Origin of the sequence: Massilia sp. TWR1-2-2 (genome assembly GCF_049897565.1) — a bacterium.
GTDB lineage: Bacteria > Pseudomonadota > Gammaproteobacteria > Burkholderiales > Burkholderiaceae_D > JAFCUW01.
Genome location: NZ_JAFCWM010000018.1, coordinates 1 through 22,028, shown reverse-complemented (window position 1 = coordinate 22,028; position 22,028 = coordinate 1). Strand labels below are relative to the sequence as shown.

At 62.1% G+C, this 22,028-nt stretch carries 20 protein-coding genes and 1 pseudogene; 12 read left to right on the top strand and 9 right to left on the bottom strand.

Translation table 11 applies throughout. The features are described from left to right. Positions 1-46 precede the first annotated feature (46 nt). The 5 genes from xseA to ACP7DD_RS17425 all read right to left on the bottom strand — a co-directional run bounded on the left by xseA (position 47) and on the right by ACP7DD_RS17425 (position 6,376). A complete protein-coding gene (xseA, locus tag ACP7DD_RS17445; protein WP_426176067.1) occupies positions 47-1,408 on the bottom strand; it encodes an exodeoxyribonuclease VII large subunit in 1,362 nt (453 codons plus the stop codon). Positions 1,409-2,123: 715 nt separating this feature from the next. Next, positions 2,124-4,238 carry a peptidase domain-containing ABC transporter gene (locus ACP7DD_RS17440; RefSeq protein WP_426176066.1) on the bottom strand — a complete coding sequence of 705 codons (2,115 nt, stop codon included), beginning with the start codon at positions 4,236-4,238 and terminating at the stop codon, positions 2,124-2,126. Between the two features lie 112 nt (positions 4,239-4,350). Next, positions 4,351-4,584 (bottom strand): hypothetical protein, encoded by a 234-nt coding sequence (locus ACP7DD_RS17435; RefSeq protein ID WP_426176065.1) that lies wholly within the window; start codon positions 4,582-4,584, stop codon positions 4,351-4,353. A 31-nt stretch (positions 4,585-4,615) separates the two neighbouring features. After that, positions 4,616-5,200, bottom strand: coding sequence for a hypothetical protein (locus ACP7DD_RS17430; protein ID WP_426176064.1), 585 nt, complete (start codon positions 5,198-5,200; stop codon positions 4,616-4,618). Positions 5,201-5,239: 39 nt separating this feature from the next. Further along, positions 5,240-6,376, bottom strand: a complete 1,137-nt coding sequence (locus tag ACP7DD_RS17425; protein WP_426176063.1) for an HlyD family secretion protein — start codon at positions 6,374-6,376, stop codon at positions 5,240-5,242. 864 nt (positions 6,377-7,240) lie between these two features. Here ACP7DD_RS17425 and ACP7DD_RS17420 point away from each other — a divergent pair. Continuing rightward, complete coding sequence (locus ACP7DD_RS17420; protein WP_426176062.1) at positions 7,241-7,549, top strand: hypothetical protein; 309 nt, start codon at positions 7,241-7,243, stop codon at positions 7,547-7,549. A gap of 289 nt (positions 7,550-7,838) precedes the next feature. On the opposite strand, the pseudogene ACP7DD_RS17415 reads toward ACP7DD_RS17420, so the two are convergent. Next, positions 7,839-8,474, bottom strand: a pseudogene (locus tag ACP7DD_RS17415) (IS1595 family transposase). Between the two features lie 407 nt (positions 8,475-8,881). Here ACP7DD_RS17415 and ACP7DD_RS17410 point away from each other — a divergent pair. From ACP7DD_RS17410 to ACP7DD_RS17380, 7 genes are all read left to right on the top strand, one after another. After that, on the top strand, positions 8,882-9,487 hold the full coding sequence (locus ACP7DD_RS17410; protein ID WP_426176061.1) for a MotA/TolQ/ExbB proton channel family protein: 606 nt from the start codon (positions 8,882-8,884) through the stop codon (positions 9,485-9,487). Further along, entirely contained in the window at positions 9,487-9,927 is a 441-nt protein-coding gene (locus ACP7DD_RS17405) for an ExbD/TolR family protein (RefSeq protein WP_426176143.1), read from the top strand. Before ACP7DD_RS17410 ends, ACP7DD_RS17405 begins: the two co-directional genes overlap by 1 nt. Positions 9,928-9,974: 47 nt before the next feature. Then, entirely contained in the window at positions 9,975-11,012 is a 1,038-nt protein-coding gene (gene lpxK / locus ACP7DD_RS17400) for a tetraacyldisaccharide 4'-kinase (protein WP_426176060.1), read from the top strand. After that, positions 10,993-11,163, top strand: coding sequence for a Trm112 family protein (locus tag ACP7DD_RS17395; protein WP_099788859.1), 171 nt, complete (start codon positions 10,993-10,995; stop codon positions 11,161-11,163). Before lpxK ends, ACP7DD_RS17395 begins: the two co-directional genes overlap by 20 nt. Continuing rightward, positions 11,160-11,924 carry a 3-deoxy-manno-octulosonate cytidylyltransferase gene (gene kdsB / locus ACP7DD_RS17390; protein ID WP_426176059.1) on the top strand — a complete coding sequence of 255 codons (765 nt, stop codon included), beginning with the start codon at positions 11,160-11,162 and terminating at the stop codon, positions 11,922-11,924. The genes ACP7DD_RS17395 and kdsB overlap by 4 nt, the downstream gene beginning before the upstream one ends. Positions 11,925-12,086: 162 nt before the next feature. After that, positions 12,087-12,743: an adenylate kinase gene (adk, locus tag ACP7DD_RS17385; RefSeq protein ID WP_426176058.1), complete on the top strand. Its 657-nt coding sequence runs from the start codon at positions 12,087-12,089 to the stop codon at positions 12,741-12,743. A 178-nt stretch (positions 12,744-12,921) separates the two neighbouring features. Further along, entirely contained in the window at positions 12,922-15,180 is a 2,259-nt protein-coding gene (locus ACP7DD_RS17380; RefSeq protein WP_426176057.1) for a sodium-translocating pyrophosphatase, read from the top strand. An 82-nt stretch (positions 15,181-15,262) separates the two neighbouring features. Here the strand turns inward: ACP7DD_RS17380 and ACP7DD_RS17375 are convergent, their stop codons facing one another. Further along, positions 15,263-15,784: a DsbA family protein gene (locus ACP7DD_RS17375; protein WP_426176056.1), complete on the bottom strand. Its 522-nt coding sequence runs from the start codon at positions 15,782-15,784 to the stop codon at positions 15,263-15,265. A gap of 75 nt (positions 15,785-15,859) precedes the next feature. On the opposite strand from ACP7DD_RS17375, the gene ACP7DD_RS17370 reads away from it, so the two are divergent. Next, positions 15,860-16,054, top strand: a complete 195-nt coding sequence (locus ACP7DD_RS17370; RefSeq protein WP_426176055.1) for a DUF1059 domain-containing protein — start codon at positions 15,860-15,862, stop codon at positions 16,052-16,054. A gap of 1 nt (position 16,055) precedes the next feature. On the opposite strand, the gene ACP7DD_RS17365 is transcribed toward ACP7DD_RS17370, so the two are convergent. Beyond that, positions 16,056-17,354 (bottom strand): acetyl-CoA hydrolase/transferase family protein, encoded by a 1,299-nt coding sequence (locus tag ACP7DD_RS17365; RefSeq protein ID WP_426176054.1) that lies wholly within the window; start codon positions 17,352-17,354, stop codon positions 16,056-16,058. A gap of 162 nt (positions 17,355-17,516) precedes the next feature. Between ACP7DD_RS17365 and ACP7DD_RS17360 the strand changes: the two genes are divergently transcribed. The 3 genes from ACP7DD_RS17360 to ggt all read left to right on the top strand — a co-directional run bounded on the left by ACP7DD_RS17360 (position 17,517) and on the right by ggt (position 20,664). Continuing rightward, positions 17,517-17,924 (top strand): hypothetical protein, encoded by a 408-nt coding sequence (locus tag ACP7DD_RS17360; RefSeq protein ID WP_426176053.1) that lies wholly within the window; start codon positions 17,517-17,519, stop codon positions 17,922-17,924. A gap of 93 nt (positions 17,925-18,017) precedes the next feature. After that, positions 18,018-18,776, top strand: coding sequence for a 3-hydroxyacyl-CoA dehydrogenase (locus ACP7DD_RS17355; protein ID WP_426176052.1), 759 nt, complete (start codon positions 18,018-18,020; stop codon positions 18,774-18,776). Positions 18,777-18,882: 106 nt separating this feature from the next. Then, the gene (ggt, locus tag ACP7DD_RS17350) at positions 18,883-20,664 is read left to right on the top strand and encodes a gamma-glutamyltransferase (RefSeq protein WP_426176051.1); all 1,782 of its coding nucleotides are present in this window, start codon (positions 18,883-18,885) and stop codon (positions 20,662-20,664) included. 181 nt (positions 20,665-20,845) lie between these two features. On the opposite strand, the gene ACP7DD_RS17345 is transcribed toward ggt, so the two are convergent. Beyond that, a complete protein-coding gene (locus ACP7DD_RS17345) occupies positions 20,846-21,532 on the bottom strand; it encodes a hypothetical protein (protein ID WP_426176050.1) in 687 nt (228 codons plus the stop codon). Between the last annotated feature and the right edge of the window lie 496 nt (positions 21,533-22,028).

The following is a 22,028-nucleotide window of genomic DNA, read 5'->3' as shown; positions in this document are numbered from 1 at the left end:
TATTGTAATTCGGATGCGGGTTCGTTGCATTTTTGCTTCTGGCGCGCTACTCCAGTAGCCCCTGCACACTGGCAACACCAACTTCCGCGCTGCCGTCGGCCAGCCGCACGAGCAGCCGTTCGTTGACCCGGATCGCCGCCGGCGAGTGCAGCACGTGGCCGCGGCTGTCGCTGACAATGGCGTAGCCGCGCTCGAGCGTGCGTTGCGGGTTGAGCAGTTCAAGCTGGGCCGACAGCGCCGCCAGCGCGTTGCGCCGCGCCCGCATCTGGCTGGCCAGGCTGGCGGCGAAGTGGCGTTGCTGCGAGGCGATCTCGGCGCACCAGCCACGCACGTCGGGACGATGGCGCGACCAGCGCGCGCGCAGCTGGGCCAGCGTGAAGCTGTTGCGGTTCAGCGGGGCGCGCACAGCGTGCGTCAGTGCCGTCGACAGCGCCACCACCTGCAGGCGCTGGTGGCCGATCCGCGCCGACGGGCTGATCAGGCGGCGCGCGTAATTGTCCAGGTTCAGGTTCGCCTCCGACAGGGTGCGCCGCATCGCGCGCCGCAGGTCGGTGCAGTCGGCCGACAATGACGCCATCCAGTCGGCGCGCGCGGTGGCGGCCAGCTCGGCGGCGGCGGTCGGCGTGGCCGCCCGCACGTCGGCGCTGAAGTCGGCGATGGTGAAATCGGTCTCGTGGCCGACGCCGGCAATGACCGGCATGCTGCAAGCGGAAATGGCGCGCGCCACTACTTCCTCGTTGAAACTCCACAGGTCTTCGATCGAGCCGCCGCCGCGGCACACCAGCAGCACGTCGACCTCGGCGCGGCGCGACGCATTGTTGATCGCCTCGGCAATCTTGTCGGCCGAGCCGAGCCCTTGCACCGGGCTCGGATACAGCACGATGCGAATGTGCGGCGCGCGCCGCTTCAGCGCGATCAGGATGTCGCGCAGCGCCGCCGCCTGCGGGCTGGTGACGATGCCGATGCTGCGGGTGAACAGCGGCAGGGCGCGCTTGCGGTCCTCGTCGAACAAGCCTTGCGCGCCGAGCTTCTCCTTCAGCCGCAGGAACGCTTCGAACAGGGCGCCGACGCCGGCGCGGCGGATCGACTCGACGTTGATCTGGTAGTCGCCGCGGGCGCCGTACAGCGTGACGAGCGCGCGCACCTCGACCTTGTCGCCTTCGCGCGGCATGAAGCCGGCGACCTGGGCGCGGCCGCGGAACATCACCGCGCGCACCTGGGCGGCGTCGTCCTTGAGCGTGAAATACCAGTGGCCGGAACTGGCGCGGGTGAAATTGGAGATCTCGCCGCCGATCCAGGTCAGCGGGAATGTGCGCTCGAGCAAGCGCGCGACCTGCTGGTTGAGGGCGGTGACGGTCAGCACCGGCGGGGCGGCGTAGCTGGAATCAGGGTCGAAACTGGTCTGCATAGGGCTCGGCTCGGGTGATCTATCCACAAAATGTCAGGGCGGCCATGCTTATGTCATACATTGCCGGGTCTTACAAGTATTTTTCACAAGTGACTGATTTTAAAGGAGAAATCGCTGTGCCTTAATTTCTCTCAAAACAGAAAAAGCCTTATGGATCAAGGACTTTGACGAAAGTCTTCATACTTAATCACAAAGTTATCCACAGTTTCTGTGCGAAACAACGCGACGCGCGGTGATGCTTTAGGTGCTAAATATTTACGCACTAAGAAATTTGTGAATGGAATCAACGACCTGGGCTGGTGTCAACGCTCTTGCGCACAATCTTATCCACAAAAGATGTGCAGAAGCGGGTCGCATGCGCGAATCGGTGAACAAAACAGCATGACACAATTGCGCGGAAGGCGTTTTACCCTGCATTTGACCAGCATGCCTTGATTTTGCGCAAAGCCAAAATACTTAGTCAAATCAAGGGGCTGGATGAGAGTAAAAGGTCTTGCGCACAATCTTATCCACAAAAGGTGTGCAGAACTTCTGCGCTGCGGGAAGTGGGGCGCCTTTCTCGTCGAGAAGCGGGATATTCGCTGATGCCTCGTTTTTATGCAGGCCGAATTTTCTCAATTGAATCAACGGTCTTTACTAGAGTCAAATGCCTTGCGCACAGTCTTATCCACAAAAGGTGTGCAGAACGTTTGTGGCGGTGTGCGGCGGCGAAATTTCACTCAGCCTGGACCGGTGAGATGTCCTCGCCAGCCGGCTTGGCGATAATCGCGTCATGCACCACTTGGCCACTGCGCAGTGCGATCAGACGTTTGGCGCTCGCGATCGTCTCTGGCCGGTGCGCGATGATGATGCGGCTAATGCTAAGCGTCGAAATGGCTTCGTTGACGCCTCGCTCCAGCGCCACGTCGAGCGCGCTGGTCGCTTCGTCCATGATCAGCACCTTGGGCCGCTTATACAGCGCACGCGCCAGCAGCACGCGTTGCTTCTGACCACCCGACAGGCTGCAGCCCATGTCGGAGATCAGTGTTTCATAGGCCATCCGCATACTCTTGATGTCGGCTTCGACCTGCGCCAATCTGGCACATAGTTCGATGCGTGCCATGTCGGGCTGCTCGTCGTTGAAGCAGATGTTGTCCTTGAGCGAGCCGGCCAGAAGCATATCGTCCTGCATCACCACGGCCAACGCCTTGCGGTACGAGCGCACGCCAAGTTGTTCGATAGGGACGCCGCCATAGCGAATCTCACCGAACGTCGGTTTGAGGCTACCCATGATTAACTTGACCAATGTGGTTTTTCCACAGCCGGAAGGACCGGCGATCGCGACCGATTCGGCCGGGTCGATGGTCAGGCTGATGTTGCGCAGCACCCATGGCTCGCTGTCGCTATAGCGATAGCAGACGTTGACTAGTTCCAGTTTCGGAATCAATTGCTCCACGTCATGCGCATGTTCAACGTCAGCCTCGACGGGTTCCAGCGCAATATCGGCCAATCGTTCGCAGTGCAGCGACAGCATCTTGTAGTCGATGTAGACATTGATTAGCCCTGTCATCCGTGCAGAGAACATTCCGCTATAAGTGACCAGCGCGAAAAGCATGCCGACCGTAAAAGCGCCATCCATCACGAGTCCGGCACCCAGCCACATCACCATTGCCGCCGAGAGGGCAGCAATGGTGGTGTTGATATTGGTAAACCACAGCCCCATGACCTGGCTGCGCACGTTGCGGTTCACCGTGTCGACCTTCATCGCCAGCCAGCGCGCTCGCCGGTCCAGTTCGCGCCCAAACATCTTGATCGGGCCCATCGCCCGAAGAGTCTCCATCAGGCAGGTTTGCTCCCTCGCCGCCAGCGCCATTCCCTCCAGATTGGCCTCTCGAAATGGTCGATACGACACCGCCCGAACCAATGCGTACAGCGCCACGGTAGCCACCACAACCGACGCCAGCAATGCGCTATACAAGAACATCATGCACAACGACAGTATCGCCATCAGGCCATCCAACGCCGCGGTGATGGCGCGCGTGGTCAACAGGTCCTGGATCGGCCCGACCGAACTGAAGCGCGATAGCACATCGCCAAGCTGGCGTTTCTCGAACCAGTCCATCGGTAGGCGGACCAGTCGGCCGAATACGTCGCTGACCCATTGAACGTTCAGGTGCGTGGTCAGGTACATGATGGTGATGCCGCGCATCTGCGACAGCGCGCTCTGTGCCAGCACCAGCAGGACCAGCCCGAGCGTGAGCAAGTCGCGCAAGCTGCGGTCTTCCGACATCAGCACGTCGTCGATCATGTACTGGTTCAACCGGGGCGCGGCGAGCCCGAGCGCTTCCAGCCCGAGCGCGATGCCGAACACCAAGCCAAGTGATTGCCACCAGCCATCAAGCTTGCCAATCAGGGTGTTGAGCGATATCTTGCGCCGCTCGTCGGCCGGGCGGAAGTCTGTCGTGGGCGCCAGTTCCAATGCGCCGCCGGTGAACTCCTTGCTCACATCGTCGTAGCCCAGCTTGCGCACCCCGACAGCGGGATCGTGGATGACGATTTCCTTGTCCGTCGCGCTGCGCAGCACGACGAAATGATTCATTGAAAAATGAAGAATGGATGGACATTTCAGATCGCGCAGCTCTTCCGGTTCCAGGCGCACACCGCGGGTTGACAGCTTGAGGTGGTCGGCGTAGTCGGACAGGACTCCCAGGCTGGTGCCGTTGATCGAAATGGAAAAGCGCCCGCGCAGCGTGGCAAGGTCAGTGCGCAAACCGAGATGCGTGGCGACCATGGCCAGGCACCCCGGGCCGCACTCGCCGGCCTGAGTCTGGAGGATTACTGGCAAAGGCATGACAGGCTCCAAGAAGCAGCTTCACGGCCTTCCGGGCCGTGAAACTGCGGTTTACGACTGGGCGGAGAGGTGAAGCTGTGCGGTCATGAAGGCTGTGAACTGCTCCGCGAGATCACTTCCAGATACGCGGCGTAAAGGTTTTCTTGTCGGGCGAAAGACATTGGCGCCACCACCAGTAATGCGCCACTACGCAGACCGGGCCCATGAAAATCCACAACTCTTTCGGATAGTAGCTCGCGGGCACGAACTTGTAGAGCAAAACCCAGACGAACACAGCTGGGACTATCGTACGCAGCCAAAACAAATGCAGCTTCAGCTCGTGTTTAAGGTCTTCACTTATTTTCATATGTGCTCCAGTAAGGGGAAAGGACGTTCGCTTACGGTATCTGTCCGCTCACTGGGTGATGGGGCAAACTGTTGATCCAATTCTCAATCGGCACGATGGCGTTGCCAATGTCCTCGATGGCTGTCAGTACGGCACCTACGACGTATTGCGCTCCGTCACGTAACAGTTCGCTGTTGTGGTAGGCGAGCATGCCGATTCCCCCACCGACTGCGGCGGCACTGAGCAGCCCCAATGCGACACTGCCGACAAGGCCGCCAGCAGCGGCCCCCATGCCACCGATTGCACCCCAGCCGCCTGCAGCCTCGATGGCCAGGCTGGCACCGATGCCTTGGCCGAGGCCGCCCCCAATGGCGAGGATGCCGGTGCCGACACCCAGCGTTTCGGCAATTGACATGCCGAATAAACCGTTCGGAGCCATCGTCGGCGTATACGCCGGCCCCCCGATATCAGACCCTATGCTCCCAAAGTCAAAGCTGCCGAGGCCGAGGTTAAAGCCACCATTCCCCACGCTGCCAAAACCGCCGGCGCCACCACCCGACCATCCGCCCCCGGCTAGTACCATGCCAGGGTCGCCGCTGGTATAGACGTCCAATTCCTGCCTTGTAAGTTCTTTCATATCATTCCTTCTGCTGTCACATCAAAATACCGGGTGCAGTCAGCGCACCCGGTCCTTCGCGGCGCTAATGAGCGGGTTGATCACCCATTCGATCAGCCTCCGACGATCGTTGAAAATATCCGCTTCGAGCGTCAGCCCAGGTTCGAAGGCGTGTCGCTTGCCGTACATCGTTAAAGAATTGGTCGACAGTTCCACGGTGGCGCGATACATCGGCGCGTTGACTGAGCCGGCGGCGCTGGGCGCGGAGCCGTCATTGATCGGGTTCAGCTCGACTTGGGTGACGGTGCCACGCACCAGCCCAAACTTTTGGTAAGGAAAGGAATCTATGCGCAGCTGTACCGTCTGTCCAACGGTGACGGAAGCCTTGGCACGAGATGGGATCAGCAACTGGGCCTCCAGAACACTGCCGGCCGGCAGCACCGCCGCCATTACGGCGCCGGCCTGGACTGACTGACCGGCGCTGTAGCCGAGCGCGGTTACAGTGCCGGCAGCCGGGGCGGTGACACGGTTGGCGCTACGCCCGTCATGCTCGGCTGTTTCCTGCTCCAGCGATGCCAGAGCCTGCGCGGCCTCGCTGCGCGTCATTTTGGCTTGGCCGGCCAGTGCGGCCGCTTCCTGCTGCACCTGGAGCAATGCGCGGTTGGCGTCGGACAGGTTTAGCGTCAGGGCGTTGCGCTTCGCCAGTTCGACGTTGAGGGCGTTCTTGTACTGGGCCAGCACGGCCGGCGCCACAAAGCCTTTCTTGGCCAGCTTGCTGTAACGTTCGACGTTGGCGCGCGCGCTCTTGACCAGTTCGTCCTGTATGACCACTGCGCCCTTGTGGGTTGCGAGCGCACTCTGTGCCAGTCGCTGTTGATCGGCTAGTTGACCTTCGCGCTGGGCCAGTTGCTGCAAGGCGGCGTCGCGGCGCTGGGTGAGCTGCTCGCGCCGACTCGCGAGCGAGGCGCCGATGCGTGCGTCAATCGAGCCGCTGCCGCCGATTCGTTCGGCCGACAGGTCGAACAGCGCTTGGCCAGCCGTGACCGTCTGTCCCTCCTTGACGTGGCGCGCGGTGATGCGTCCGAACTGAGGGGCGACCACCTTAACCGCGCCGCCTGCGTACGTTAGCTGGCCTGTAACGCGCACTTTGCTGGTGTACTCGCCGAACGCGAGCAGCAATGCGAGCGCTACCGTCACGGCCGCGCCGCAGGCGGCCGCTTCATCGGGACCGGCCGCGCAAGCACGATGGCGCCCGCCTTGCGGCTGCGGCGCGCCTCAATCACTTCGGTCCGAATCGGTACAAGGTCCATGAGAGCCTTCAAAAAGTGCGCAGCGGCCGGGGCGACCGGGCAGCAAGGCGTGCGACGCTGCGCCGATCGTCCCTTGTACTCAGCGGTCGCGTCAAACGCTGGAAGCAGCGCTTCTGCCAGAACGCACCATTTCCAAAAGAATCACGAAGTTGTCGCGATTGCAATAATAGGCTCTGCAGATCAGTTCATATACCGCCCCGCGCAAACTTGGTTGAAGAACGCCACTTGATCAACCGGAGGAAGCAGTCGTGTCGGCGAATTCAGGCAGGCACAAGCGAAAGCTTCTTTGATGCGCCACAGGCGAGGCAAGTACAGAAATTGTTGTTTGTTCAAGCATGCTTGTTCAATCGACAAATACTTAGGATTCTCTCAACTGCCTACTGCTCCGTCCGCCGCTTTGTTGGCGCCGGCGCTCACTTCCATGTCAATGTGGACCACACTCAAGCAAGCCACCGGACCGTCGTACGAACAGCCGGCAGAATCGCCGTATCCCCAGCCGCGCCAAGCGCCGGGCAACGGGCTCCGTATCGAGCTCATCCCCCGATCAATGCACTACAAGAACGCGAGGGCGGTCGTCCCTACAGATGTATGGGGGCTTCTCCGTAGCATATGTTTGAAGCTGGACGGCAGGAGATGCAGTGAATGTGGTTCAACTGAAAACCTTGAGTGCCATGAGGAATGGGAATTCCGCCTATCGCCGACGCGAGTTATGAAGCTAACGCGGCTGCGTGCGTTATGCCATCTTTGTCATATGCTCAAGCACATCGGACTAGCCAAACGTAGTGATGAATTTCCGTTCGTGAAAAAGCATGCAGTGGAGCGCCTTGGACGATCGCAGGAGCAGCTGGCTCAACGCGAGCGCTTGGCTTATGAGTGTGTCCGTATGCTTGACGAGGGTGGAATGTTTGCGCTCGATTTGACCTACTTGAACGGCCCATGTTTCGTCTGGGTACACCATCGGTTTCGAAAATTTGCCAAGAACGAAATTGAAAACTGCAGACAGAGCGTGGCGGTCGACAATCGAAGCGTGCAAAGGCGGCGCGCGCTCCATAGTGGATGAACAAAACAGCATGACACGATTGCGGGACCGGGTGTTTACTGCTGATTCAGGCTGAATGCCTTGAATTTGCGCAAGGATTAAATACCTGGTCAAATCAACGGTGTGAACGAGAGTCGAAGTTCTTGCGCACATTTTCAGCCACAGAAAGTGCGCAGAACTTTGGCACTGCTCCACGCGTGTTTGGAAGACCCCGTATGTGTGGACATTCTCGGCCGACGCCTCGTTTTCATGCAGGCGCAATTTCCGCTTTGGAATCAACGGAACGTGCTGAAGTCAAATGCCTTGCTGATTAGCGCTCATCTTCAGCCAGCCGCATCCACGCTTCGGTCCGGCTGCCGGTAGCTGCCGCAGCGTGGATCAGGCGCGTGAGGATGGTCGACATATCGAATTGGCGATTAAAGCGGTACTGCGCCTCTGCCAAGTAGAGGAAGCCATATTTCGTGAAATCAAGCCTTCCACTTGGGTACGCGCCGCCCAGATAGGCGTCGTCCACCTCCACGCGGCCCTCCAGTTGGCGAATAGACTCACGTTCGGCCATCACCTCAAGGATCTTGTGTTTAAGGCGCCAGGCGGTCCGATAGCAAACCCCGACGACCCGCATCAACTCCAGCGCCGAGACGTTATTTTTGGACTGAATGAAAAAGTACATCGCTTGAAACCACTTTGTCAGCGGCAGCTTACTCGAATGAAAAATGGTCCCGCTCGTGAGCGTGGTCTGGTGTCGGCAAGCGTGACACTGGAACGTCTTCGCCTTGCCGTGCCAAACGACGGAGTGCCCTTTTCGCGCGCACATGGGACATACGAAACCATCGGGCCAACGGCATTTTTCGAGCTCCTTCTCTCACTGGGCCTGGGTTCCGTAGCGCGCGATAAACTGGGTCAGGCTCAACCCGGATTGAAACTGCACTCGATTCATCGCTGCCATTCTTCGCTCCCATTGCCGCACAATGCGCGCCTATAGAAGTTGGACATTTATTGAATGGCTATGTTCAATTAAAATGAAGATGAGCGCTAGTCGACAATGACTTTGGCACAATCTCCACAAAAAGGTGTGCAGAACCTTGCGCGGCGTTGAAGGAACGACGTGAAGCGGTGAAACTTCATGCCGCCTTTGGCCTGTTGGGCGAATTTTATGAAGATTTCCGCACATGCCTCGTTTTTGCGCAGTAGGAAAATTCCTATAAGAATCAACGGGCTTGCCTGCACTCACTGTCCTTCCCCACAATCTTATCCACAGAAGATGTGCAGAACTATACTTGCCGATCAGCTGGCAACGCGTTACATTGCCGCATTCGCCGTGCATCATTCCCCACCTAAATTCAGGAGTTCCTTTTGCTCGCCATTCTTCAAGCTGCAGGCTGGCCGATCTGGCCGTTGCTGATCGCCTCCATCGTCGGCCTCGCCCTGATCATCGAACGCCTGATTTACCTGCGCCGCGCCAGGATCCTGCCGAAGCCCTTGCTGGCCGAGGTCATCCGCGTGTATCACAACGGCCAGGTGACGCCCGACATCATCGACAAGCTCGAACACAATTCGCCGCTCGGCGCCGTGCTGGCCGCCGCGCTGCGCAACGTCGACGCGCCGCGCGAAGTGATGAAGGAGTCGATCGAGGAAGCCGGCCGCGGCGTCGCCCACGTGCTCGAGCGCTTCCTCACCACGCTCGGCACCATCGCTTCGCTGGCCCCGCTGATGGGCCTGTTCGGCACGGTGGTCGGCATGATCGAAATCTTTGGCGCAACAAATTCAACTGGCGCAAACCCCGCGCAACTGGCCCACGGCATTTCGGTGGCGCTGTATAACACCGGCTTTGGCCTGGCGATCGCGATGCCGGCGCTGGTGTTCTACCGCCACTTCCGCGCCCTGGTCGACAGCTTCATCATCGACATGGAAGGGCAGGCGGTGAAATTCGTCGACGTTGTCCACGGTGCCCGCAAATGATGGATTTCCGCCGCGGCAAGCGACGCGAGGATCCGGAGATTAACCTGATCCCGTTTATCGACGTGCTGCTCGTGGTGCTGATCTTCCTGATGGTCACCACTACTTACAGCAAGTTCACCGAACTGCAGATCACGCTGCCGACCGCCGACGCCGAGAAGGCGCTCGAGCGGCCGTTCGAAATCAACGTCACCGTCGACGCCAAGGGCAATTACACCGTCAACAACGTGCCCGTGTCGTTCACCTCGGTGGCCGGCCTGGCCGACGACATGAAGAACGCGGCCAAAGGGCAGCCGAACGCGACCGGCGCCAACAGCCCGGTCGTGATCGTCAACGCCGACCAGTTCGCGATGCACCAGATGGTCATCAACGTGCTGGAAGCGGCGCGCGTGGCCGGCTATGACAAGCTGACCTTCGCGGCCCAGACCGCCGGCAAGAAGTAAGCGGCGCGGGCGAACCTCGCTTCGCCCGCCTGCATTGCCGAACCCTGATGCCCGCATCCCCGCATTCGCTGGAATCGACACTGACGCGCGCCTGGCTGCGCCGCGGCGCGCTCGCCTGCGCGCTGTGGCCGCTGTCGCTGCTGTTTCGCCTGCTCGCCGGCTTGCGCGCCGCGCTGTTTCGCGCCGGCCTGATGCGCTCGCACAAGCTGCCGGTGCCGGTGCTGGTGGTCGGCAACATCTTTATCGGCGGCACCGGCAAGACGCCGCTGACGATCTGGCTGGCCGAGACGCTGCGCAATGCCGGCTTCACTCCCGGCATCATTTCGCGCGGTCACGGCGGCGCCTCGAGCGCGCCGCGCGAAGTGACGGCCGGCTCGCTCGCCGCCGACGCCGGCGACGAGCCGCTGCTGATCGCCCGCCGCACCGGCTGCCCGGTGATGGTCGGGCGCGACCGTCCGGCCGCGGCCAGGGCGCTGCTGGCGGCCCATCCGCAGGTGGACGTGATCATCAGCGACGACGGCCTGCAGCATTACGCCTTGCAGCGCGACATCGAAATCGTGCTGTTCGACGGCCGCGGCGCCGGCAACGGCTGGCTGCTGCCGGCGGGACCCTTGCGTGAGCCGGTGTCGCGCCGGCGCGATTTCACCGTTGTCAATACGCCGCTGCTCACGCCCGAACTGGCGAAAAGCGTTGGCGGCACGCCGTTTCAGATGCAGCTGGCCGGCACGCTCGCCGAACGCATGAGCGCGCGCGCCGAGCGCCTGCCGCTGGCCGCGCTGGCCGGCAGGCGCGTCGTCGCCGCCGCCGGCATCGGCAACCCAGGCCGCTTTTTCGCCATGCTGCGCGGGCAAGGCCTGGCGTTCGACGAACTGGCCTTGCCCGACCATCACGATTTCCTCGACCAGCCGTTCGCGCGCGTCGATGCCGACATCATCCTGATCACCGAGAAGGATGCAGTAAAATGTGGGCAAATTGAAAATCTCAAAAACGACCCGAGACTGTGGGTCGTACCGGTGACGGCGCAGCTCGATGGCGCGCTGGCCGAACAAATCGTGGAGAAATGTCGTGGAAGCTCGCCTGCTTGATATCCTGGTCTGCCCGTTGTGCAAGGGACCGCTCGAATACGACAAGAAAGCGCAGGAACTGATCTGCAAGCCTGACCGCCTGGCCTATCCGATCCGCGACGGCATCCCGATCATGTGGGCCGACGAGGCGCGCAAGGTCGAGCCGACGTGAATGCCGGCGTAAGCTTTACCGTCCTCATCCCGGCGCGGCTGGCCTCGACCAGGCTGCCGGGTAAGCCGCTCGCCGACCTCGGCGGCAAACCGATGGTGGTGCGGGTCGCCGAGCGCGCCGCCGAGTCGGGCGCGGCCCGCATCGTCGTCGCCACCGATCACGCCGACATCGCCGCCGCCTGCGCCGTCCACGGCATCGAAGTGTGCATGACGCGCGCCGACCATCTGTCCGGCACCGACCGCATCGCCGAAGTGGCGCGCGCGCTGAACCTGGCGCCCGACGACGTCGTTGTCAACCTGCAGGGCGACGAGCCGCTGATCGACCCGCAACTGCTGGCCGCCTGCGCGCGCCGCATCTCGGCCGCGGTGCCGATGGCCACCTGCGCCCATCCGATCGACAACGCCGCCGACGTCTTCAATCCGAACGTCGTCAAGGTGGTGCTCGACAAGGCCGGCCGCGCGCTCTACTTTTCGCGCGCCGCCATCCCCTGGCACCGCGACGGCTTCGCCGCCGACCAGTCGGCGCTGCCGGCCCGCTATGCGCCGTTGCGTCACATCGGCCTGTACGCGTACAGCAATGCCTTCCTGCAGTTGTATCCGTCGCTGGAGCCCGCGCCGCTCGAAGAAGTCGAAGCGCTCGAGCAGTTGCGGGTGCTGTGGCACGGTTATCCGATCGCCGTCCACATCACCGATGCGGCGCCGCCGGCCGGCGTCGACACACCGCAAGATCTGGCCCGAGTTCGCCTGCATTACGGCCTTTGACAGCGACCCTGTCGCCGATCAAGAAATAATAGCCCCGACATTTTCATATTGGCGTTGGCGCTTACTTTTGTGGTAAGTTTCGTACCAAGGTAGTCATATATGCATCAGTGCCCGGCATTGCTTCAACCAAAAATTATCCAACATCCGATTTAGGAATTATTCATGCGTCTTATTCTGTTAGGTGCGCCCGGCGCCGGCAAGGGCACCCAAGCCAATTTCATCAAGGAAAAGTACAACATTCCGCAGATTTCCACGGGCGACATGCTGCGCGCGGCGATCAAGGCTGGCACCGACATGGGCATGGCCGCCAAGAAGGTCATGGATGCCGGCGGCCTGGTGTCCGACGACATCATGATCGGCCTGGTCAAGGACCGCCTGCAAGACGCCGACTGCGCCAACGGCTACCTGTTCGACGGTTTTCCGCGCACCATCGCGCAGGCTGACGCGATGAAAGAAGCCGGCATCAATGTCGACTACGTACTTGAAATCGACGTGCCCGACGAGTCGATCGTCGAGCGCATGAGCGGTCGCCGCTCGCACCCTGGCTCGGGCCGGGTGTACCACCTCAAATTCAATCCACCAAAAGTGGACAACCTCGACGACATCACCGGCGAACCGCTGATCTTGCGCGACGATGACCAGGCCGAGACGGTCAAGAAACGCCTCGCGGTCTATCACAACCAGACCGAAGTGCTGCTTGGCTACTACAACAAGTGGGCGCAATCGGGCCTGCCGGGCGCGCCGAAGTACCGCCGCATTTCCGGTGTGGGACCTGTCGAGCAAATTCGCGACGCGGCATTCGCGGCGCTGGACGAATAAGCAGCAAACCAAGCGGACTTCGTGTCCGCTGTTTTTTTGCGGTGAGAATATTGGCTGCCATTGGCACCCGTTTTGGATTCAAAGTTTTGCAGTACGCAGCAAGGTTGGCCGCATCCCCCGGGGGCGGTCTTTCGAAGTGTGTTTTTGTGGTACTTGATAATAAAACCGAGGGGACGAAATGGCAGCAAATTTACTCGTATTTGCAGTAGTGTGCGGCATCATCGCAGTGGTGTACGGTCTCTGGTCACGCAGCTGGATTTTAAGGCAGGACCCTGGCAACGCCAGGATGCAGGAGATCGCCCAGGCGATCCAGGAAGGGGCCGCAGCGTACCTCGCGCGCCAGTACCGCACCATCGCCATCGTCGGCGTGGTGCTCGTCATCGCCATCTACGCCTTGCTCGGCTGGCAGACCGCGCTCGGTTTCCTGATTGGCGCCGTGCTGTCGGGCGCCTGCGGCTTCATCGGCATGAACGTGTCGGTGCGCGCCAACGTGCGCACCGCGCAGGCGGCGACGCGCTCCATGAATGACGCGCTCGATGTCGCCTTCAAGGGCGGCGCCATCACCGGCATGCTGGTGGTCGGCCTCGGCCTGTTGGGCGTCACGCTGTTCTACTGGATGCTGACGGCGCAGGCGGTCGGCTCGACCATGAGCCAGCACGACGTCATCAAGCCGCTCATCGGCCTGGCCTTCGGCGCTTCGCTCATCTCCATCTTCGCCCGTCTCGGCGGCGGTATCTTCACCAAGGGCGCCGACGTCGGCGCCGACCTGGTTGGCAAGGTCGAAGCCGGCATTCCGGAAGACGACCCGCGCAACCCTGCGGTGATTGCCGATAACGTCGGCGACAACGTCGGCGACTGCGCCGGCATGGCCGCCGACCTGTTCGAAACCTACGTCGTCACGCTGATTGCCACCATGCTGCTGGGCGCCTTGCTGATGCAAGCTGCCGGCGCCACCGCCGTCATCTATCCGCTGTTGCTTGGCGCCGTGTCGATCATCGGCTCGATCGTAGGCTGCTCGCTGGTCAAGGCCAAGGAAGGCAAGAAGATCATGTCGGCGCTGTACACGGGCCTGTGGTGGGCAGCCGGCCTGTCGCTGATCGGCTTTGTCGGCGTCACCTGGCTGGTGTGGGAACCGGCGATGCGCATGCAGATGATCGGCTGCTCGGTCGTCGGCATCGTCCTTACCGGGCTGATGGTCTACATCACCGAGTACTACACCGGCACCGACTTCAAGCCGGTGCGCCACATCGCCGAAGCATCGACCACCGGCCACGGCACCAACATCATCGCCGGCCTCGGCGTGTCGATGAAGTCGACCGCCTATCCGGTGCTGGCGGTGTGCGCCGCGATCCTCGCGTCGTACCAGATGGGCCAGCTGTACGGCATTGCCATTGCAGCGACGGCCATGCTGTCGATGGCCGGCATCATCGTCGCCCTCGACGCTTACGGTCCGATCACGGACAACGCCGGCGGCATCGCCGAGATGAGCCACATGCCCGACTCGGTGCGCGCCATCACCGATCCGCTCGACGCGGTCGGCAACACCACCAAGGCCGTCACCAAGGGTTACGCGATCGGTTCGGCGGGCCTGGCCGCGCTGGTGCTGTTCGCCGACTACACCCACGCCCTCGAGTCGGTCGGCAAGTCGGTCTCGTTCGACCTGTCGAACCCGATGGTGATCGTCGGCCTGTTCATCGGCGGCCTGATTCCCTACCTGTTCGGCGCGATGGCGATGGAAGCGGTGGGGCGCGCGGCCGGCGCCGTGGTGGTCGAAGTGCGCCGCCAGTTCCGCGACATCAAGGGCATCATGGACGGCACCGGCAAGCCTGAATACGACAAGGCGGTCGACATGTTGACCGCCTCGGCGATCCGCGAGATGATCGTGCCGTCGCTGCTGCCGGTAGTCGTGCCGATCGTGGTCGGCATGCTGCTCGGACCTGCCGCGCTGGGGGGCCTGTTGATGGGAACCATCGTCACCGGCCTGTTCGTGGCGATCTCGATGACCACCGGCGGCGGCGCCTGGGACAACGCCAAGAAGTACATCGAAGACGGCAATTTCGGCGGCAAGGGATCCGAAGCGCACAAAGCGGCCGTTACCGGCGACACTGTTGGCGATCCGTACAAGGATACGGCCGGCCCGGCCGTCAACCCGCTGATCAAGATCATCAACATCGTCGCGCTGTTGATGGTGCCGCTGCTGCCGGCCACCGGCTGGATCGCGGTGACGGTGCCGGTGGCGGCGGGGCACGCGCCGGCCGCCACGACCACTCCGGCAACGACCTCGCCAACGCTCGACCCAATGCTGACCCGCCCAATGCCGGCCAGCGAGACGGCCGAGCCGGTGCAGATCGCGCCAGCGGCGCCGGCGACGATGCCCGACCCGGGTGCGCCGCCAGCGCCAAAGAGCGAAACTGCCGAACCGGCGCCGGTGCGGTAGACGCACCGCCCGATACGTCATCCTCGCGCAGCGGGGAGTCATTTCTGCCAATGGCAGGAATGACGGCTTTTGCGGCGGCGGCTTAGGCCACGAACCGCATGATCGCCGACACCAGCGACAGCTCGTCCGAGTCGCCCGCGTGCCGTTCCCCATTGATGAACAACGTCGGCGTCTCCTCGACGCCGATATGCGTGCCGCCCGCGGCGATGCGCTCGACCCTGGCCTGGAAGCGCCGCGTCAACACGTCGTCGCATAGTGCCTCCACCGACAAATCGAGCCGCTTGGCCAGCGCCGGAATCAGTTCCGGCCCAAACTGCGGCTGCAATTCGAACAGCGCGTCGTGCATGTCCCAGAACCGGCCCTGGTCGCCGGCCGCTTCGGCCGTCTCCGCCGCCAGCTCGGCGTATGGATGCTTGCCAGTCAACGGGAAATGACGGTACACGAAGCACAGCTGGTCGCCCAGCCGTCGCTGCAGATCCTTGACCGCTGCATGTGCCTGGCGGCAGTAGGGACACTGGTAGTCGCCGTATTCGACCAGCACGATGGCCGCATCCCTGCTGCCCTTCATGTGGTCGTCAGGATGGATTGAAACCGACGGATTCATGTATTGCTCCCCTTGATATCTGGATTCCCATGACCGTATACTTTAATCCCTAATCGACAATTTTGGAGGTCTGTCATGGAACGCAAATACATCGATTGCCGCCAGATTCCCAGCGATACCAAGTGCACCGTCACCATTTCGGCCGACACCGAGGTAGAGTTGATGGAGGCCGCGGTCCAGCACGCCGTGAAGACACACGGCCATCAGGACACGCCGCAGTTTCGCCAGCAGTTGAAAGGCGCGGTCCAGACCGGCGCGCCGCCGGCCTGAGTCAGAACACGCACAGCTTGTTGGCCGCCTCGCGCAGCTCGGCGCGAAAGTCGGGATGGGCGATCGCAATCAGCGCCTGCGCGCGCTGCTTGGCCGACTTGCCGCGCAGCTGGGCGACGCCAAATTCGGTGACCACGTAGTTGACGTCGTTCTTGCTGGTGGTCGAATGGGTGCCGCACGTGAGCATGGGCACGATGCGCGAGATGGTGTTGTCCTTGGCGGTCGACGGCAGCACGATGAACGACTTGCCGCCGCGCGAGCGGTTGGCCGCGCGCACGAAATCGACCTGGCCGCCGGTGCCGGAATAGGGCAGGTGAGCGATGCTTTCCGAGCCGCACTGGCCGAGCAAGTCGACCTGCAGGCTGGCGTTGATCGACATCAGATTGTCGTTCAGCGCGGCGTTGTACGGGTCGTTGGTGAAATTCGACGGATGCATCTCGACGGCCGGGTTGTGGTGCATGTATTCGTACAGCTTGCGCGAGCCGAGCGCGAACGTCGCCACCATTTTCCCTGGCAGCAGCGTCTTCTTGCGGTTGGTGATGGCGCCGCATTCAACCAGCGTCAAGATGCCGTCGCCGAGCATTTCGGTGTGCACGCCGAGGTCGTGTTTGGCGGTCAGCTGCATCACCACCGCGTCGGGAATGCCGCCGTAGCCGATCTGCAAGGTCGAGCCATCGTCGATCATGTCGGCCACATACTTGCCGATCGCCTCCTGTACCGGGCCGATCCTCGGCAGGCCGACTTCGAGGATCGGCGCGTCGCTCTCGACCAGGCCGGTGACCTGCGACACGTGGACGTGACACTGGCCGTGCGCGAACGGCACGTTGGGATTGACCTCCAGCACCACCACGCGTGCCTTGGCGACGGCCGCCATCGTGTAATCGGTGCCCAGGCTGATGGCGAAGTAACCCTGCTCGTTCATGCTCGACGCCATCGCGAAGACGACGTCAGCCCGCATGTAGCCGCGCTCGATCAGGCCTGGAATCTCGGAAAAATAGTTCGGAATGAAGTCGCCCCAGCCGCCCTGGCAGGCCGCGCGCGAGGCGCCGCCGAGAAACAGCGCGGCATGGCGCACGTGCGCTGCCGTATCGCAGTCGAAATAGTCGAACTTGCGCATCGCCAGGATCTGCGCGACCTTGACGTCGTGGAAGCGGCGCCGCTGTTCCGACAGCGCCGTCAACAGTGTGGGCGGCTCGCCGACGCCGGTCGGCACGATGATCATGTCGCTGTCGCGCAAGAGGTCGAGCGCATCGGCCGCGGCCATTCGCTTGTCCTGATACAACTGGTGTACGGTCTGCATGTTGTCTCCTGGTTACGCGGTCCATACTAACGCAACAAACTGACCTCGCGCTGACGCCCAGCCATTCCAAAACCGGGGTCAGACCAAGGTCTGACCCCGGTTTTGGAATACTAGACGTGAACTTGGCGCGCCGAAACGGGGTTTGGTGATAATGTTGTCTAAATGGACCAACTGAAATCTGGACTGACGGCATTGATTGCGGCGACCTTGATCGCCGCTGCCGGCGCGCACGCGAAGGAACCGCCGGCGCCCGTTAAGCCGGCCGCCGAGGCGCCCGCCAAGCCGGCGCCGCCGCCGAACCGCAAGCCCATCAAGCGCCGCTCGGTGCAGCAGGTGATCGAGCCGACGCCGCCGATCGTCACCGAGGGCTACCGCCCGACGCTGACGGTGCGGCCACCCGCCGCGCTGGGATCGGCTTCGCAGCAGACCCAGCCGCGCCTGAACAGCTGCGATGCCGGCGGCTGCACCGACACCAGCGGCGCGCGCTACAACAGCGGCGTCGGCAACACCCTGATCGGCCCACAGGGCCAGCTTTGCACCAAGGGCATCGTCGGCGCGCAGTGCTTTTAATGCCGCACTGCCGGTTTTCCCCGGCAAAAGTTCGCTACAATTCCGTTGATTGACGTTTACGTAAACGTTACAAAGAACCTCATAGGGAAAATCATGCAAATTCAAGACAATGTCTTCATCATCACCGGTGGCGCCTCCGGTCTCGGCGCGGCCACCGCGCGCATGATCGTCGACGCCGGCGGCAAGGTCTTGCTGGCCGATGTCCAGGTCGAGGCCGGCACCGCGCTCGCTGCCGAACTGACAGGCCGCTTCATGAAGTGCGACGTCACTTCAGAGGCCGACGGCCAGGCAGTCGTCGCCGCGGCGCAGGAAATGGGCACCTTGCGCGGCCTGATCAACTGCGCCGGCGTGGCGCCGGCCGTCAAGACCGTCGGCAAGGACGGCCCGCATCCGCTCGACGTATTCCAGCGCACCATCAACGTCAACCTGGTCGGCACCTTCAACATGGCGCGCCTGGCCGCCGACGCGATCGGCAAGACCGAAGCGCTCGATTCCGGCGAGCGCGGCGTCATCATCAATACCGCGTCGGTGGCAGCCTACGACGGCCAGATCGGACAGGCAGCCTACGGCTCCTCGAAAGCGGCCGTGGTCGGCCTGACCTTGCCGATGGCGCGCGACCTGGCCCGCAGCGGCATCCGCGTGATGACGATTGCGCCCGGTATCTTCGAGACGCCAATGCTGATGGGCATGCCCGAAGAAGTGCGCGAGGCGCTCGGCAAGATGGTGCCGTTTCCGTCGCGCCTGGGCCGGCCGAACGAATACGCGCACCTGGCGCGCGCGATCATCGAAAACAGCATGCTCAACGGCGAAACCATCCGCCTCGACGGCGCCATCCGGATGCAGCCAAAGTAAGCATGGCGCAAAGCACATGTTGATTTTGATGTAGCATGCCTGCAGTCACGGGCGCGCGGCCCAGGTCGCGCGCCCGTTTTATTTTGGCTGTACCGCTGGAGAATTCATGATCAAGTTATGGTTGCTGGCCGCCGCGGCCGCGTTGTCGGGCGTGTTCGCCCATGCCGGCGCCCAGGTGGTGCAGGAAGCGCCGCCGAGGGCGCCGGAAATTGCCACCGGCTACGCCGACAAGCCGGGCTGGGCGGCCACCAGGTTCATGGTGGCGGCGGCCAACCCGCTGGCAGTCGACGCCGGCTACCGCATGCTCAAAAAGGGCGGCAGCGCGATCGACGCGGCCATCGCCACCCAGCTCGTGCTCGGGCTGGTCGAGCCGCAATCGTCCGGCATCGGCGGCGGCGCCTTCCTGATGTACTACGACGGCAAGACGATGCAGGCCTTCGATGGCCGCGAGACGGCGCCCGCCGCCGCCGACGAACACTTGTTCCAGAATGCCGACGGCACGCCCGTCTCGCGCATCACCGGTGTGGTCGGCGGGCGCTCGGTCGGCGTGCCGGGCGTGCTGCGCATGCTCGAAATGGCGCACAGGCAGCACGGCAAGCTGCCGTGGAAAGCCCTGTTCGAGCCGGCCATCAAGTTGTCGGTCAGCGGTTTTACGGTCAGCCAGCGCCTCAATGGCATGCTGACGTGGGACCAGCACCTGCACAAGGATCCGGTCGCCGCCAAGTATTTCTACGGCGCCGACGGTCAGCCGTGGCCGGTCGGTCATCTGCTGAAGAACCCGGCGCTGGCGGCCACGCTGCGCGCCATTGCCGCCGGCGGCGCCGACGCGTTCTACAAGGGCCCGATCGCGCGCGACATCGCCGCCAAGGTGGCCGGCCATCCGACCAACCCCGGCAAGCTGACCGCGCTTGACATCGCCAACTACCAGCCGAAGTCACGCCCGCCCGTCTGCAGCGACTACCGCGCCTGGACCGTGTGCGGCATGCCGCCGCCGTCGTCGGGCGGCATCGCGGTGGCGCAGATGCTTGGCATTCTCGAGACGCGCGACATGTCGCAGTACCCGCTGGTCGACGGCTTGCCCGGCGCCGACGCGCTGCACCTGTTTACCGAAGCGGGTCGCCTCGCCTACGCCGACCGCAACCGCTACGCCGCCGACACCGACTTCGTGCCGCTGCCGGGCCGCGGCGTGGCCGGCCTGATCGACAAGGACTACCTGGCCAGGCGCGCGATGCTGATCGGCGAAAAGTCGATCGGCGTCGCCCAGCCGGGCAATCCGCCCGGAATGGAAGTGGCGTGGGGCCGCGATACCGCCATCGACATGCCGTCGACGTCGCACCTGTCGGTAGTCGACGCCCACGGCGCCGGCCTGGCGATGACGACGACGGTGGAAGACGCGTTCGGCGCGCGCCTGATGGTGCGCGGCTTCATCCTGAATAACCAGTTGACCGATTTCTCGTTCGATTCGCGCGACAAGGAAGGGCCGATCGCCAATCGCGTCCAGGCCGGCAAGCGCCCGCGCAGCGCGATGTCGCCGACGATCGTTCTCGACAAGGCCACCCGCAAGCTGGCGCTGACGGCCGGCTCGCCCGGCGGCACCGCGATCATCAACTACGTCGCCAAGACGCTGGTGGGCACGCTCGACTGGGGCCTCAATGTGCAGCAGGCGATTGCGCTGCCGAACTTCGGCAGCCGCAACGGCCCGACCGAACTGGAAGAGCGCCGCTTCCCGCAGGCGACGGTCGACGCGCTGAAGGCGCGCGGCCACACGATCCGCTTGTCCGAGCAGAACTCCGGCCTGCACGGCATCCAGCGCCTGTCGATCCATGGCCAGGACTTCTGGTTTGGCGGCGCCGACCCGCGCCGCGAGGGCGTCGCCAAGGGGGACTGATCCGCGCCGTGTGCTTGAACTGCTGACTTAAAAGCTGGCATTCCCGCGCAGGCGTCCGCAAGGACGACTAGTCCGCAGCGTATGCTTGAACCGCTCACCTAAAAAATCTGCCCACCATCGACAGGCCGGTCCCGCCTCAAATTGTGCCGACCTATTTACGCTCGTATATCGCCGCGTAAGCTCAGCCGAGGAGGAACTTGCCGACTTCAAGAGCGAGGTGAGCGAAGAATGCTTCGCGATCTTCCAGGGTATCGACAACGTGTGGCGGCAGTTCGTTTATGAAAGAGAAATGCCCTGCTCCCTCGATGAAACGGGCATCCACAAGGGAACCCAACGCGCTTTTTAGAAACGCGGTCTGAGACGGAGGCGTGATGGAGTCCAGCAAACCGGCCCACGCTTGCATGCGAGTATGAACCTCATCAAGAGCACCGGGCGCTCTGAAGAAATCCATCGCTGGAGTGAATGCCACGATCCGTTCGATTCTTTTATCTGCGTCAAAGTCTAACCGTGTTCCGTCGTGCATCCACATCTGGCCGCCGGCCAAACCGATCAGTATTGCCGCACCGATCGAATGTCCTACAGCGCTGATAGGTCGCTCCATGCGTGATGCATAGTCGAGTGCTAGCCGAAGTCGTCGGATTCTCAACGCCAGTTCAGGCGCAGCGACCATATGGCTCGTCAGCCGCTCGAAGTGCGGCGCCACCACAGTACATCCCTGTTCAGCTAACATGTTCAAGAGACGCACGTGACGGCTTGGGTTTCCTCCTGCACCTACGGCGAAAAGGACAGTGCGGGATGGATCGATTGCAGGAAAGACTGAAACAGGAAATGTACCGGCGTTATCTTCGAAGACAGGTTGTTTGTTCATACATTTCCTTTTTATGGCATATACGTAGCGAGTCTTGAAGACTGACGCTACGTGATGGTCAATAAAAAGTGGCAAACCCATCCTGCCTGCTTCCGCGCATTGCGAAAGATGAGTCATAAAAATTCGTAGTTGGTTTCGATAGTCTGAAACCGAGACGAGTTTATCGATTTGCACGGGCTTGCAGCACTTGCTTGGTGTTAATGTCGATTAGATTTTCGTTGTTCTCGAGACAAATGCGCCCGTAAAAGTCTAAAGACCGCTATTGGCCGAAAGCGGGCTGTGGGGAAAGAGGATATCAGCTTGCCAATCATGCAAATGATTGTTCGCCAACGGCAACGCCAGGCGCCATTTGCGTAAACCTCAACTTTTACTAGCTGTAGCAGGCTGTTGAAAAATCCCGCCGCCCTGTCAACGGGACGGCGGGGGTATACGTTGTGTAATGAGAACAACTTTCCCCTTCGAAACTATGCGCAAGACCGACGTCACCCAGCACGCC

What these genes read in the sequence shown, in the direction of transcription:
- xseA (WP_426176067.1), bottom strand. Translation starts at nt 1,408, where the DNA reads ATGCAGACCAGTTTCGACCCTGATTCCAGCTACGCCGCCCCGCCGGTG.
- ACP7DD_RS17440 (WP_426176066.1), bottom strand. Translation starts at nt 4,238, where the DNA reads ATGCCTTTGCCAGTAATCCTCCAGACTCAGGCCGGCGAGTGCGGCCCG.
- ACP7DD_RS17435 (WP_426176065.1), bottom strand. Translation starts at nt 4,584, where the DNA reads ATGAAAATAAGTGAAGACCTTAAACACGAGCTGAAGCTGCATTTGTTT.
- ACP7DD_RS17430 (WP_426176064.1), bottom strand. Translation starts at nt 5,200, where the DNA reads ATGAAAGAACTTACAAGGCAGGAATTGGACGTCTATACCAGCGGCGAC.
- ACP7DD_RS17420 (WP_426176062.1), top strand. Translation starts at nt 7,241, where the DNA reads ATGCTCAAGCACATCGGACTAGCCAAACGTAGTGATGAATTTCCGTTC.
- ACP7DD_RS17405 (WP_426176143.1), top strand. Translation starts at nt 9,487, where the DNA reads ATGGATTTCCGCCGCGGCAAGCGACGCGAGGATCCGGAGATTAACCTG.
- lpxK (WP_426176060.1), top strand. Translation starts at nt 9,975, where the DNA reads ATGCCCGCATCCCCGCATTCGCTGGAATCGACACTGACGCGCGCCTGG.
- adk (WP_426176058.1), top strand. Translation starts at nt 12,087, where the DNA reads ATGCGTCTTATTCTGTTAGGTGCGCCCGGCGCCGGCAAGGGCACCCAA.
- ACP7DD_RS17380 (WP_426176057.1), top strand. Translation starts at nt 12,922, where the DNA reads ATGGCAGCAAATTTACTCGTATTTGCAGTAGTGTGCGGCATCATCGCA.
- ACP7DD_RS17375 (WP_426176056.1), bottom strand. Translation starts at nt 15,784, where the DNA reads ATGAATCCGTCGGTTTCAATCCATCCTGACGACCACATGAAGGGCAGC.
- ACP7DD_RS17370 (WP_426176055.1), top strand. Translation starts at nt 15,860, where the DNA reads ATGGAACGCAAATACATCGATTGCCGCCAGATTCCCAGCGATACCAAG.
- ACP7DD_RS17365 (WP_426176054.1), bottom strand. Translation starts at nt 17,354, where the DNA reads ATGCAGACCGTACACCAGTTGTATCAGGACAAGCGAATGGCCGCGGCC.
- ACP7DD_RS17360 (WP_426176053.1), top strand. Translation starts at nt 17,517, where the DNA reads ATGGACCAACTGAAATCTGGACTGACGGCATTGATTGCGGCGACCTTG.
- ACP7DD_RS17355 (WP_426176052.1), top strand. Translation starts at nt 18,018, where the DNA reads ATGCAAATTCAAGACAATGTCTTCATCATCACCGGTGGCGCCTCCGGT.
- ggt (WP_426176051.1), top strand. Translation starts at nt 18,883, where the DNA reads ATGATCAAGTTATGGTTGCTGGCCGCCGCGGCCGCGTTGTCGGGCGTG.
- ACP7DD_RS17345 (WP_426176050.1), bottom strand. Translation starts at nt 21,532, where the DNA reads ATGAACAAACAACCTGTCTTCGAAGATAACGCCGGTACATTTCCTGTT.